Source organism: Mitsuaria sp. BK037, assembly GCF_014193045.1.
In the GTDB taxonomy this organism is placed as follows: domain Bacteria; phylum Pseudomonadota; class Gammaproteobacteria; order Burkholderiales; family Burkholderiaceae_C; genus Roseateles.
Genome location: NZ_JACHYS010000001.1, coordinates 662,800 through 675,722 on the forward strand (window position 1 = coordinate 662,800; position 12,923 = coordinate 675,722).

Below are 12,923 nucleotides of genomic sequence, written 5' to 3' on the forward strand. Positions count from 1 at the left end.
TGGCGTGGATCTGATGCAAGCCAAGGGCGATTGGGCCGTCGCACCCGCGGACGTCGATGGAGTGGATGTAGAGCAAGTCGAAGGCCTGCAGTTGCCGCAATCGCACAGGGTGCTACTCACGAGCATCCTGGTCGTGTCGCTGATGCTGTTGGTCTGGCTGTGGCTGAGCGAAGTCGACATCGTGTCGACAGCATCCGGCAAGGTCATGCCAGAAGGCCGATTGAAGGTCGTTCAGGCGGCGGAGGCGGGCGTCATCGTTGGCATCCATGGCACGGAAGGCCAGTCGGTGCGGAAGGGGGACCTGCTGTTTGAGTTCGACCCGACGATCAGCGAGTCGGAACAGCGCTCCGTCGGTGCCCGGCTCGCCCTCGCGACGCTCGAATTCGCCCGTATCGAGGCGGAGATCGCTGGCCGCGATCCCGTCTATCCGGAAGGTGACCAGCATCCTGAGGCGGTTGCCCTGCAGGAGCAACTGCGCATGGCCCGCGTGTCGAGCTTTGGGAGCCGGATCGCCCAGGCTGAGGTCAACGTTGACAGCGCTCGCAACAGCTTGGCTTCGGCCCGGGCGATGGTCGGCAATCTCGAGGAGATCGCGGCCTATACCCGCGAGCAGGAACAGATGCTCAGGCCGCATGTGGGCAAGGTCGTCTCCCGATTCAACTACGAATCGACGCGGCAATCGCTGCTCGACAAGGAGAACGACCTTGCGATGCAGCGAAGCAAGGCCGCAGCCGCTGAGGGCGAACTGCAGGTGGCGCAGAAGCGGCTGCGGCTCGTCAAGGACGAGCACCAGAGTCTGTTGGTCGAAGAGCTCAATGGCAAGCGCAATGAGTTGACGCTGCTGCGGGCCGAGGCCAGGAAGATCGAACGCATTCAGGGATTGAAGGAACTGCGATCACCGATTGATGGGCAGATCCAGTCGGTGGGTGTCACCACCGCAGGCGGTGTGGTGACTGCCGCGCAGACGCTCGCCACCATTGTCCCGGAAGGCATGCCGCTCGTGATCGATGCGAACCTGTCCAGCGCCGACGTGGGTTTCGTGCAGGCGGGCCAGGTGGTGAAGATCAAGTTGGACGCTTATCCGTTCATGCAATACGGCGCGCTGTCGGGCGTCGTGGATCAGATTAGTCCGGACTCCGAGAACGCCGTGGGGAGCGTCATGGGCAGCCGCGCCACCCCGTCGGCCTATTACCGAGTACGCATCACGACGGAGCTTCAACAGGGCGGGATCGATCCGCGGATTCGTGTCAAGCCAGGCATGACGGTACAGGCCGACATCACGACGGGACGCCGTCGATTGATCCAGTTCTTCATTCAGCCGCTGGTCCGCCATTGGGAAGACACGCTGACCATGCGCTGAAACAGGGCGATGGCTCGAGGCCCATCGGAGCCATTTGAAGCAGCCATTTCTCAAACCTCGCTCTGCAAGCAGAGCCTCACCATGCAGGAGATGACGAGATGTCCAGTCCAAAGAACGGAAAGCGGCGAATTGCCGCGCTGATAGCGCTTGCCGCGGGCGCCCCCTTGTCGGGGACTGCCGGCACAAGCGCTCAACTTGGCGGCTACCGGATTCAGTTCAAAACGCAATCTCAGGAGCGCAGCACCATGGCCGCGGATCTCATGCCCCAGTCGGTGATCGAGATTACGCGAGCAGGTAGCGGAGCGCCGATATACAAGGAGCAGTCGCTATTGGAGCCCGGCTGCGGGAAAGTGCCAGCCGCTGCCTTGGTCACGGATCAATATGTGGCTTTATGCGGGCACCTGGGCGGCCGCCATTACACCCACCGCGTCTTCCGCATCGGGAGCGCCGGGCCGGAAAGCGCCACGCTCGACGCCTTTGACGACCCGGCGCCGATGAAGGCAGATGCGCGAGGTGTCCTCACCGCGCTGGTAGCCCGCCGGGACCAGTTCCCGGGCGAGCTCGTCGGTCCGCTGTACTTCCCCTACGTGTATGCACTGCGTGCTGACGACAGCACCTTTGGATTCGTCCCGACCTTTGGCCTCGGCGTGAAGCAGCAATACCTGGACTACTACTCCGGAATCAGGGCAAGTCAGGACTTGTCGCAGTTCCTTCCAGTCTTGTTGGCCGCTTTGATCGCAACGCAAGACCCGGAGCTAATTTGCCAGGAAGTGCAGCAGTGGAGGAGGGATCAATTGGAAGCGAAAGGGAACACGAACGCCTTTGACAGTGCCATCCGCCACTGGGTCGCAAAGCTGCCAGTGGTCGGCTACCCGGCCCTCGACTTGACGCGCTGCTGAGGACCTCGCCATGGCATGCCCCAACGCATCGAATCTGAGCGCGGCCCAAAAGGACATTGCTGCCCGCATCATCACAGCAGGAGACAAACGAGGCTTCAGCGACGAGATGATCAACTTCGCCCTGAAGGCCGCATTCATCGAATCCAGCATGGGAACCAACTTGGGCGCTTCCCGTCCAGGTGGGGACCACATCGGGCTCTATCAGTACGACACGGTGACTTGGAATGGGTTGAACCATGTCGGGAGCCGCAACAGCATCGACGCGCAAATCAACGCGTTCTACGACGACATCAACAAGTACTCGGGACGCTACAACGCATTGCAACCGGCAGAGCGCGGTTACCTGACGCAAGAGCAGTACATCTATTTGAAGCACCACGACGGAAACAATTACACCAACTGGTCTGGCTCTCCGGGCGTGAAGATCTTCAACAGCACCTGCTTCGATATGCAGGTCAAGACCTCTGACGGCGGAGGGGGCGGCGCAGGCGCTGGAAGCGGCGAAGCCGTGGAGATTCCGCCCTGGGTGGGCTGGGATCACATCGAGGCGGGCATGCGCGGCGGCTCTGTGACCGTATCGGAGCCTACTTTGGCGCTGCCCAAGGATCCGCCACCGGGCGAAGACGGTGATGGCGAGTACTGATTGCCCCCATTCTTGATCGCCGTGTGGTCGGGTCTCGACCGCCATGCTTGCAGCCGCCATCTGGCTTGCGGCTGTTGCCTAGCATGGCGGTCTGAGGAGTCGACCGCCGCTCACTCAGAACACCGTCATGATCGATCTGAACCTGACTCGTGAAGAGTTTTTCGCGCGATGCTTCGAAACCCGCTTCCACCACCAGCGCGCAGCATTGCGCGAGGTCGTGTTCGGTTGGAAGGACGTCAACGAGTTGCTGTACGTCATGGACCCGGGCGCGCACGGTGTCCGGCTGTTCCAGGACGGCCCGGTGGACGAGACGAAATTCGTCGAGACCTACTCCGAACTCGGTGTTAACCGCCGACGGATCAACAAGGAGGCGCTCTATCGCCTCATGGGCGAAGGCGGAACCCTGGTGATGAATCGGTTGGAGCTCGTGTCGTCGACGATTCGGCGCTTATGCATGAGCGTGTCCGAGCTCTGCGGCGCTCCCACCATTGCGAACGGCTACGTGGCGTTTGATGGCAATGGCAGTTTCGGCAAGCATTGGGACACGCACGATGTCTTCGCCGTGCAGTTGTTCGGGCGCAAGCGTTGGAAGCTGTACGAGCCGACGCATCCCTTGCCGACGCGGCATCAGACCAGCCGCCACCTCAAGGAGTTCTGTCCGCCCATGCCGGTTTTCGACGACGTCCTTGAGGCAGGAGATGTCCTCTACGTTCCCCGTGGCTGGTGGCACGAGGCCTTGCCGATGGGCGAGGAAACCTGCCACGTCGCCATCGGAACCCATGGACCGACTCTGGCCGACTATGCCGTCTGGTGCTGTCAGAGGCATTTGCGGGATCACTTCGTCTGTCGCAAGTCCGCCCGCTTGGACGATACGGCAAGCAACAACTTGGTGGGTGTCGGCGAAGTCGTGGCGGAAGTCATCGCCAATCCAGTGACGTTCGAAGAGTTCCAGCGCGACCTCGTCGCGAGCGAGCGCCTGTCTACGCCGTTCCACCTGGAGCATTTCGTCGCACCGCGTCGTTACCCGATCGACGATGAGACGGAGCTTCAGATCAATTCGATGCTGCGCGTGGATGTTGATCGGCAGTTTCTTTCCGTCAATGGCGCGGAGGCCCCTCGCGATCTCCGCATCCGCGAGGTTCTCGGCTGCTTGACCGTCCGATCGCACATGACGATCGCCGACATGATCATCGCGCTGCCCCATTTATCAGCGGAAGAAGTGCGAGCCGCCGCTTGTGCGCTGGTGATGGGGAATCGCGCGCTGATTCGTAGCGGCTCACTCGGGCCGATCTCTTGATGAAGGGGCGTGCCTGGCGCAGCGCGCCAACGCGGTGGGATATCCAAAGCGACGTGACCGTCAGTCGTCGTCATCCCGTGCGAAGCGTTCCGCCAACTCTTCTATCGTCGGCATCCCCGCCTTCTCAAAGCGGATGCGCAGGCCGAGCGCCCGCGTGACGCACATGAGCGAGCTCACGGAGGATTCCTGACCCGCTTCGAGTCGATAGATCACTTCCCGAACTCTGAAGGCATCTCGCGCGAGCGCCGATATGGACATGCCGCGCGCTTCGCGGCGTGCCTTCAGGATCAGTCCGACGTCTTCGGGGAAGCTTGCGGTCTCGAGCATGACTCTCGCTTTCGGTTGCATCGACTCATTCTGCAAGCGTTGGCGAACACCAGATTCATTGAGCGTGTCAACCATGCCTTGCAAAACAGGCCGGAAATCGAGAATCTGCAAGCCATGGCTGGCATGTTGGGTGGCAAAGGCGAGATCAAGCGCAGAAATGAAATCGGGCCGCGAATGCGGCCCGTCCCTTTACTGCAACGCGCGTCGCGCGTTCACTTGGCTCGCGCCGTCATGATCGCGTCCGCGACGTTCTTCGGCGCCTCGGAGTAGTGCTTGAACTCCATCGTGTAGGTCGCGCGGCCCTGCGTGGCCGAACGCAGCGAGGTGGAGTAGCCGAACATCTCCGACAGCGGCACCTCCGCCTTGATGATCTTGCCGCCGCCGACCATGTCGTCCATGCCCTGCACCATGCCGCGGCGGCTGGACAGGTCGCCCATCACCGTGCCCGCGTAGTCCTCCGGCGTCTCGACCTCCACGGCCATCATCGGCTCCAGGATCACCGGGCTGGCGCGCCGGCAGGCTTCCTTGAAGCCCATCGACGCGGCCATCTTGAACGCGTTCTCGTTCGAGTCCACGTCGTGGTACGAGCCGAAGGTCAGCGTGACCTTCACGTCCACCACCGGGTAGCCCGCCAGCACGCCGTTGGGCAGCGTGTCGATCACGCCTTTCTCCACCGCGGGGATGTACTCGCGCGGCACCACGCCGCCCTTGATGGCGTCGACGAACTCGAAGCCCTTGCCCGGCTCCAGCGGCTCCACCGTCAGCACCACGTGGCCGTACTGGCCCTTGCCGCCGGACTGCCGCACGAACTTGCCTTCGACGTCCTCGACCTTCTTGCGCACCGTCTCGCGATACGCCACCTGCGGCTTGCCGACGTTGGCCTCGACGCTGAACTCGCGCTTCATCCGGTCGACGATGATCTCCAGGTGCAGTTCGCCCATGCCCGAGATGATGGTCTGCCCCGATTCCTCGTCGGTCCGCACGCGGAAGGACGGATCCTCCGCCGCCAACCGGCCCAGCGCGATGCCCATCTTTTCCTGGTCGGCCTTGGTCTTGGGCTCCACGGCCTGCGAGATCACCGGCTCCGGGAACACCATCTTCTCGAGCGTGATGATCGCCTCCGGATCGCACAGCGTCTCGCCCGTGGTCACGTCCTTGAGGCCCACGCAGGCCGCGATGTCCCCGGCCAGGATCTCCTTGATCTCCTCGCGCTGGTTCGCATGCATCTGCAGGATCCGGCCGATGCGCTCCTTCTTGCCGCGCGTCGGGTTGTAGACCGAGTCGCCCGATTTCAGGATGCCGGAGTACACCCGCACGAAGGTCAGTTGGCCCACATACGGATCGGTCATCAGCTTGAAGGCGAGGGCGCTGAACTTCTCGTTGTCATCGGCCTTGCGGGTCGTGTCCTGCTCGTCGTCATCGGTGCCGTGCACCGGCGGGATGTCGATCGGCGAAGGCATGAAGTCGATCACCGCGTCCAGCATGCGCTGCACGCCCTTGTTCTTGAACGCGGTGCCGCACAGCATCGGCTGGATCTCGCCGGCGATGGTGCGCTGGCGGATCGCGCGCTTGATCTCGTCCTCGCTCAGCTCGCCGCTCTCGAGGTACTTGTTCATCAGTTCCTCGTCCGCCTCGGCGGCGGCCTCGACCATCTTCTCGCGCCATTCCTCGGCCTTGGCCTTGAGGTCGGCGGGGATCTCCTGGTACTCGAACTTCATGCCCTGCGAGGCCTCGTCCCAGACGATGGCCTTCATCTTGAGCAGGTCGATCACGCCCTTGAACTGGTCCTCGGCGCCGATGGGCAGCACGATGGGCACCGGGTTGGCCTTGAGCCGGTCCACCATCATCTGGCGCACGCGGTAGAAGTCCGCGCCGATGCGGTCCATCTTGTTCACGAAGGCCAGTCGCGGCACCTTGTACTTGTTGGCCTGGCGCCAGACGGTCTCGGACTGCGGCTGCACGCCGCCCACCGAGTCGTACACCATCACCGCGCCGTCCAGCACGCGCATGGACCGCTCCACCTCGATGGTGAAGTCCACGTGCCCCGGGGTGTCGATGATGTTGATGCGGTGCTCCGGGTAGGACAGGTCCATGCCCTTCCAGAAGCAGGTCGTCGCGGCCGAGGTGATCGTGATGCCGCGCTCCTGCTCCTGCTCCATCCAGTCCATCGTGGCGGCGCCGTCGTGCACCTCGCCGATCTTGTGGTTGACCCCGGTGTAGAACAGGATGCGCTCCGTCGTCGTCGTCTTGCCGGCGTCGATGTGCGCCGAGATGCCGATGTTGCGGTAGTGCTCGATGGGGGTCTTGCGGGACATGGTGGTCTCCAGTGGCGATGAACGACCCGGGGACGCCAGCTTCATGGGAGGCGGCCGTCGGGTCCGAAAGCCGATCAATGTAGCGACAAGCCATGACGGCCGCCATCCGCCGCATGGAAGAGCCCCGGCGCCCTGGGGATGAGGCTTCCGGCCCCCGTCCGGGGGCATCGAGGCGCCACTTTTTCCTCCGGCGCGACCGGCATCCCCTGAATGAGGGGCACCGTTGCGGGCGAATTCCGGAGTTCCCGGGCGGTTACGTCACGTCACATCGATACATTCGCTCACTCGAACGAGATATCAGGGAGTTGCGGTGAGATCAAATGTTTTTGTCAGCCTGTTGGCATCAGGCGCCCTGGGCATGAGCGTCATGGCGGGCCCGGTCGTCGCCCGGGCCGCCCCGGTGGTGGAAGTCGGCATGAACTGCACGGTGGCCGATGGCTGGTGGTCGCTGGATCGCGAGCGGCCGGTGCAGCCCGAGCCGGTCAAGGTGGTGGCGATCAAGGCCCTGACCACCGGTGCGCCGGGGGCCTGGGTGCAGCCCTCGCGGGGCAAGCTGACCGAGCACCAGCTGCACATCGCGCTGGACCGCCTCAGCGAGTGCCGCTGAAGGGGGAACGGGAGGGCGCCCCAAGGTCGGTCCGGGAGGGCCGCCGAAGGGGCGTGCCGGCCGGGGTAAACCCGGGTCGTCCGGCGGCGCTGGCTAGAATGCCGGGCTTCACCGCCGCGGCGCGCGCGGCGCAACCCCCTGGGATCCCATGGCCAGCACCACCTCCTCCAAGCATCTGATTCACTTCGAGGGGGGCAATGCCCTCTCGTCCTTCCGGGCCGCGGCGCTGCTGGCGCGTCTGCAGGCCGTCAGCGACCGCATCACCGCGGTGCATGCCCGTCATGTCCACTGGGTCTGGACCGACGCGGCGCTGGACGCGCAAGGCCGCGACAAGCTGGCTTCGCTGCTGGACTACGGCGACCGCTACGACGGCGCCACCGAGGGCGCGCTGATCGTCGTCGCCCCGCGCCTGGGCACGCTGAGCCCCTGGGCGTCCAAGGCCACCGACATCGCCCACAACTGCGGCCTGGCCCTGCACCGGGTGGAGCGCGTCACCGAGTTCCGCCTGACGCTCAAGTCCGGGCTGCTGGCCGGGCTGACCGGCGGCGCCAAGCCGCTGACGCAGGAGGAACTGCTGGCCTGCGCCGACCTGCTGCATGACCGCATGACCGAAAGCGTGCTGCTGTCGCGCGAGGATGCCGCCCACCTCTTCGACGACAAGCAGGCCCAGCCGCTCGCGCACGTGCCGGTGCAGGCCCGCGGCCGCGCGGCGCTCGAGGAAGCCAACGGCGCCTGGGGCCTGGCGCTCTCCGACGACGAGATCGACTACCTCGTCGCCGCCTTCCAGAAGCTGGGCCGCGACCCCAGCGACGTCGAGCTGATGATGTTCGCGCAGGCCAACAGCGAGCACTGCCGCCACAAGATCTTCAACGCCCAGTTCACCATCGACGGTGAAGCGCAGCCGCTGTCGCTCTTCGGCATGATCCGCAACACCGAGAAGGTGTCGCCGCAGCACACCGTCATCGCCTACGCCGACAACGCCGCGGTGATGGAAGGCCACGCCATCGAGCGCTGGATGGCGGCCGGCGATCGCCGCGCGCCGAAGTACGAGGCCCGTGCCGAGACCGCGCACGTGCTGATGAAGGTCGAGACCCACAACCACCCGACGGCCATCTCCCCGCATCCGGGCGCGTCCACCGGCGCCGGCGGCGAGATCCGCGACGAGGGCGCCACCGGTCGCGGCGCCAAGCCCAAGGCCGGCCTGACCGGCTTCTCGGTCTCCAACCTGCATCTGCCGGGCCTGAGCGAGCCGTGGGAGAAAGACCCGGTCGGCAAGCCCGCGCACATCGCCAGCGCGCTGCAGATCATGACCGAGGGGCCGCTCGGCGGCGCGGCCTTCAACAACGAGTTCGGCCGGCCCGCGCTGGGCGGCTACTTCCGCGTCTTCGAGCAGGACGTCGACGGCATCCGCCGCGGGTACCACAAGCCGATCATGATCGCCGGCGGCCTGGGCGCGATCCGCGCCGACCTCACCAAGAAGATCCAGTTCCCCGCCGGCTCGCTGCTGATCCAGCTCGGCGGCCCCGGCATGCGCATCGGCATGGGCGGCAGCGCCGCCAGCTCGATGGCCGCGGGCACCAACACCGCCGACCTGGACTTCGACTCGGTCCAGCGCGGCAACCCCGAGATCCAGCGCCGCGCGCAGGAAGTGCTCAACCATTGCTGGGGCCTGGCCGAGCGCAACCCCATCCTGGCGGTCCATGACGTCGGCGCGGGCGGCATCTCCAACGCCTTCCCGGAACTGGTCAACGATGCCGGCCGCGGCGCCATCTTCGACCTGCGCAAGGTCCCGCTCGAGGAAAGCGGCCTGGCGCCCAAGGAGATCTGGTGCAACGAGAGCCAGGAGCGCTACGTCCTGGTGATCGCGCCGGAAAGCCTGCCGCTCTTCACCGCCATGTGCGAGCGCGAACGCTGCCCCTTCGCCGTTGTCGGCGTCACCACCGAGCAGCGCGAGCTGGTGCTGGAGGACGGCCCGCAAGGCGAGCGCGCCATCGACATGCCGATGGACGTCCTGCTGGGCAAGCCGCCCAAGATGCACCGCGACGTGACGCGCGTGGCGCGCTCGGGCGGCGCGCTCTCGCTGGACGGCGTCGACCTGGCCACGGCCGCGCGCACCGTGCTGCGCCACCCCACGGTGGCCAGCAAGCGCTTCCTGGTCACCATCGGCGACCGCACCGTCGGCGGCCTGAACCACCGCGACCAGATGGTCGGCCCCTGGCAGGTGCCGGTGGCGGACTGCGCGGTCACGCTCTCCGACTTCAAGGGCTTCAGCGGCGAGGCGATGAGCATGGGCGAGCGCACCCCGCTGGCCGCCGTCGATGCGCCCGCGTCCGGCCGCGTCGCGGTCGCCGAGGCCATCCTCAACTTGCTGGCCGCGCCGATCGAGCTGCCGCGGGTGAAGCTCTCGGCCAACTGGATGGCGGCCTGCGGCGAGCCCGGCGAGGACGCCGCGCTCTACGACACCGTCAAGGCTGTCGGCATGGACCTGTGCCCCGCGCTGGGCATCTCCATCCCGGTGGGCAAGGACTCCTTGTCGATGCGCACCCGCTGGTCCGAGGACGGCGTCACCAAACAGGTCACCGCGCCGGTCTCGCTCATCGTCACGGCCTTCGCCTCGCTGGCCGACGTGCGGGGCACGCTCACGCCGCAACTGCGGGACGGCGACACCACGCTGGTGCTGGTCGACCTCGGCCAGGGCCGCATGCGCATGGGCGGCTCGATCCTGGCGCAGACCCTGAACCAGTTCGGCCCCGAGGTGCCCGACCTCGATGAGCCCGCGCTGCTCAAGGCGCTGGTGGCCGCGGTCAACGAGCTGCGCGGCCAGGGCCGCCTGCTGGCCTACCACGACCGCAGCGACGGCGGCCTCTTCGCCGCGGCGCTGGAGATGGGCTTTGCCGGCCAGCGCGGCGTCAGCCTCAACGTCGACATGCTGGTCACCGAGGGCGACGGCATCAGCGACAGCCGCGCCGAGATGGGCGACTCCAAGAACTGGGCCTCGCAGGTCAGCGCGCGCCGCGAGGAACTGACGCTCAAGGCCCTGTTCAACGAGGAACTGGGCGTCCTGCTGCAGGTCCCCACCGCCGACCGCGACGCCGTCCTGCAGACGCTGCGCGCGCACGGCCTGTCGAAGATCTCGCACGTCGTCGGCAAGACCAACGACACGAAGCAGGCCGAGGTCTGGCGCGACGCCAAGAAGGTCTTCGCCGCGCCGCTCAACGAGCTGCAGCAGGAATGGGACCAGGTGTCCTGGCGCATCGCCCGCGATCGCGACAACCCGGCCTGCGCGGACCAGGAGCATGCGCTGGCCGGCACGCCCGGCAAGGGCCTGCACTGGCTGCCGACCTTCGACGTCAAGGAGGACGTCGCCGCCCCCTTCATCGCCAGCGGCGTGCGCCCCAAGGTCGCGATCCTGCGCGAGCAGGGCGTCAACTCGCATGTCGAGATGGCCTACGCCATGGCGCAGGCCGGCTTCGACGCCTACGACGTGCACATGAGCGACCTGCAGGCCGGCGCGGTCGACCTGAAGGACTTCAAGGGCTTCGTCGCCTGCGGTGGTTTCAGCTACGGCGACACGCTGGGCGCGGGCGAGGGCTGGGCGCGCTCCATCCTCTTCAACCCGGTGCTGAAGGCCGCGTTCGAGGCCTTCTTCGCCCGTCCGGACAGCTTCGCGCTGGGCGTCTGCAACGGCTGCCAGATGCTGGCGGCGCTGTCGCCGATGATCCCGGGCGCCGAGCACTGGCCCAAGTTCGTCCGCAACCGCAGCGAGCAGTTCGAGGCCCGCCTGGCGCAGGTCGAGATCGTCGATTCGCCGAGCATCTTCTTCACCGGCATGGCCGGCAGCCGCCTGCCGATCGCGGTCGCACACGGCGAGGGCTTCGCGGACTTCTCGCAGCGCGGCAATCCCGACGAAGTGCTGCGCGCGATGCGTTATGTCGATGGCGACGGCCAGCCGACCGAGCAATACCCGCTCAACCCCAACGGCAGTCCGCAGGGCCTGACCGCGGTCACCACGGCGGATGGTCGTTTCACTGCGCTGATGCCGCACCCGGAGCGTGTCTTCCGCAACATCCAGATGAGCTGGACCGGTGGCGACGCTGGCCAGTTCAGCCCCTGGATGCGGATGTTTCGCAACGCCCGCAAGTGGGTGGGCTGAACACGCCCCCCTGAACCCCACGCGCCAAACGACGCATAAATCGACGCATAAATCGACGCATCAATCGACGCGCAAGACAAAGGGCCACGCTCACGCGTGGCCCTTTTCATTGGCTGCTCCGACCTGCGCGTCACGCCTTCCGGGCTCTCCCGCACGCCCCTACCGCCAAACCGTGGAAGTAGGCTGATGTGTCGGTGTATGGGGGAAGGGTTTTCGCGGCGGAGCCGGGAAAATCTTTCCCCCATGCGGACCCAGAGAGAGGGCAGGCGGAGAGCGCCCTCTCACCCCGCCATCACGCCCGCCAGCAGCTCATAAGACCGCCTTCGCGCCGCCGCATCGTGGACTGCGCAAGCGACGATGAACTCGTCCGCCCCGGTGCGTTCGAGCGTCGCCGCGAGCCCTTCACGCACCGTCCGCGGCGACCCGACGATGGATTCCGACAGCATGCGTTCCACCGCCAGTTGCTCGCCCGCGGTCCACAGGTCCGCCATCTGGTCGACTGGCCGCGGCAGTGGCCCGCGCTGCCCGCGCTGCATGCCGAGGAAGCGCTGCTGCAGCGAGGTGAACAGGCGCTGCGCCTGGGCGTCGGTATCGGCCACGATGACGTTCAGCCCCACCGCCGCGTAGGGCTGGGGATGCCGGGCGCTGGGCCGGTACTGAGCCCGGTACATCTCGAGCGCCTGCATGAGCATCGCCGGCGCGAAGTGCGACGCGAACGCGAACGGCAGGCCGAGGTAGGCCGCGAGCTGCGCGCCATAAAGGCTCGACCCCAGCAGCCAGATCGGCACTTCGGTGCCCTGACCTGGGATCGCGCGCACGACCTGACCCTCCTGCTCGGGCGCGAGGTAGGCGGTCAGTTCCAGCACGTCCTCGGGGAAGCGGTCTTCGTGCGCCGTCGACAGGTGACGGCGCAGCGCGCGCATCGTCGGACCATCGGTGCCGGGCGCGCGGCCCAGCCCCAGGTCGATGCGGCCGGGGAACAGCGTCGCCAGCGTGCCGAACTGCTCCGCGATGGTCAGCGGTGCGTGGTTGGGCAGCATGATCCCGCCCGAGCCGACCCGGATCGTCGAGGTCGCCGCCGCGATCTGGCCGATCAGCACCGCGGTGGCCGAGGACGCGACGCCGTCCATGTTGTGATGTTCGGCGACCCAGTAGCGGGTGTAGCCCAACCGCTCCGCGTGCTGCGCGAGCGCGATGCTGTCGTGGAGCGCCTGGGCGGCGGTGCCGCCCTCGACGATGGGGGCGAGGTCGAGGATCGAAAGACGGGGATGCATGGCCGCGGAGTCTAGGCGCGGGTCCGGGACCGGGGCGGCGGCAGGGTT

At 66.3% G+C, this 12,923-nt stretch carries 9 protein-coding genes; 6 read left to right on the plus strand and 3 right to left on the minus strand.

Going from position 1 to position 12,923, the window contains the following annotated elements; genetic code table 11:
- The first annotated feature begins 13 nt into the window (after window positions 1–13).
- The 4 genes from FHT37_RS02945 (at window position 14) to FHT37_RS02960 (ending at window position 4,199) form a co-directional block, all read left to right on the plus strand.
- The gene (locus FHT37_RS02945) at window positions 14–1,360 is read left to right on the plus strand and encodes an HlyD family type I secretion periplasmic adaptor subunit (protein ID WP_255489561.1); all 1,347 of its coding nucleotides are present in this window, start codon (window positions 14–16) and stop codon (window positions 1,358–1,360) included.
- A gap of 98 nt (window positions 1,361–1,458) precedes the next feature.
- Window positions 1,459–2,259: a hypothetical protein gene (locus FHT37_RS02950; protein ID WP_183478739.1), complete on the plus strand. Its 801-nt coding sequence runs from the start codon at window positions 1,459–1,461 to the stop codon at window positions 2,257–2,259.
- A 10-nt stretch (window positions 2,260–2,269) separates the two neighbouring features.
- Complete coding sequence (locus FHT37_RS02955) at window positions 2,270–2,902, plus strand: hypothetical protein (RefSeq protein WP_183478741.1); 633 nt, start codon at window positions 2,270–2,272, stop codon at window positions 2,900–2,902.
- 127 nt (window positions 2,903–3,029) lie between these two features.
- Complete coding sequence (locus FHT37_RS02960; RefSeq protein ID WP_183478743.1) at window positions 3,030–4,199, plus strand: JmjC domain-containing protein; 1,170 nt, start codon at window positions 3,030–3,032, stop codon at window positions 4,197–4,199.
- A gap of 60 nt (window positions 4,200–4,259) precedes the next feature.
- Here the strand turns inward: FHT37_RS02960 and FHT37_RS02965 are convergent, their stop codons facing one another.
- Window positions 4,260–4,601, minus strand: a complete 342-nt coding sequence (locus FHT37_RS02965; RefSeq protein ID WP_255489477.1) for a transcriptional regulator — start codon at window positions 4,599–4,601, stop codon at window positions 4,260–4,262.
- A 137-nt stretch (window positions 4,602–4,738) separates the two neighbouring features.
- On the minus strand, window positions 4,739–6,841 hold the full coding sequence (gene fusA, locus FHT37_RS02970) for an elongation factor G (protein ID WP_183478745.1): 2,103 nt from the start codon (window positions 6,839–6,841) through the stop codon (window positions 4,739–4,741).
- 358 nt (window positions 6,842–7,199) lie between these two features.
- Here fusA and FHT37_RS02975 point away from each other — a divergent pair, with 358 nt between their 5' ends.
- Together FHT37_RS02975 and purL are read left to right on the plus strand one after the other, a co-directional pair.
- Window positions 7,200–7,448, plus strand: a complete 249-nt coding sequence (locus FHT37_RS02975) for a hypothetical protein (RefSeq protein ID WP_091723783.1) — start codon at window positions 7,200–7,202, stop codon at window positions 7,446–7,448.
- Window positions 7,449–7,596: 148 nt separating this feature from the next.
- On the plus strand, window positions 7,597–11,601 hold the full coding sequence (gene purL / locus FHT37_RS02980; protein WP_183478748.1) for a phosphoribosylformylglycinamidine synthase: 4,005 nt from the start codon (window positions 7,597–7,599) through the stop codon (window positions 11,599–11,601).
- A 281-nt stretch (window positions 11,602–11,882) separates the two neighbouring features.
- Here purL and FHT37_RS02985 read toward each other — a convergent pair whose 3' ends face one another.
- The gene (locus tag FHT37_RS02985; protein ID WP_091723789.1) at window positions 11,883–12,875 is read right to left on the minus strand and encodes an LLM class flavin-dependent oxidoreductase; all 993 of its coding nucleotides are present in this window, start codon (window positions 12,873–12,875) and stop codon (window positions 11,883–11,885) included.
- Window positions 12,876–12,923: the final 48 nt, after the last annotated feature.

Excerpts from the sequence above, each read along its gene's own strand:
- fusA (WP_183478745.1), bottom strand. The coding sequence starts at position 6,841 with ATGTCCCGCAAGACCCCCATCGAGCACTACCGCAACATCGGCATCTCG.
- purL (WP_183478748.1), top strand. The coding sequence starts at position 7,597 with ATGGCCAGCACCACCTCCTCCAAGCATCTGATTCACTTCGAGGGGGGC.
- FHT37_RS02950 (WP_183478739.1), top strand. The coding sequence starts at position 1,459 with ATGTCCAGTCCAAAGAACGGAAAGCGGCGAATTGCCGCGCTGATAGCG.
- FHT37_RS02985 (WP_091723789.1), bottom strand. The coding sequence starts at position 12,875 with ATGCATCCCCGTCTTTCGATCCTCGACCTCGCCCCCATCGTCGAGGGC.
- FHT37_RS02945 (WP_255489561.1), top strand. The coding sequence starts at position 14 with ATGCAAGCCAAGGGCGATTGGGCCGTCGCACCCGCGGACGTCGATGGA.
- FHT37_RS02965 (WP_255489477.1), bottom strand. The coding sequence starts at position 4,601 with ATGGTTGACACGCTCAATGAATCTGGTGTTCGCCAACGCTTGCAGAAT.
- FHT37_RS02960 (WP_183478743.1), top strand. The coding sequence starts at position 3,030 with ATGATCGATCTGAACCTGACTCGTGAAGAGTTTTTCGCGCGATGCTTC.
- FHT37_RS02975 (WP_091723783.1), top strand. The coding sequence starts at position 7,200 with ATGAGCGTCATGGCGGGCCCGGTCGTCGCCCGGGCCGCCCCGGTGGTG.
- FHT37_RS02955 (WP_183478741.1), top strand. The coding sequence starts at position 2,270 with ATGGCATGCCCCAACGCATCGAATCTGAGCGCGGCCCAAAAGGACATT.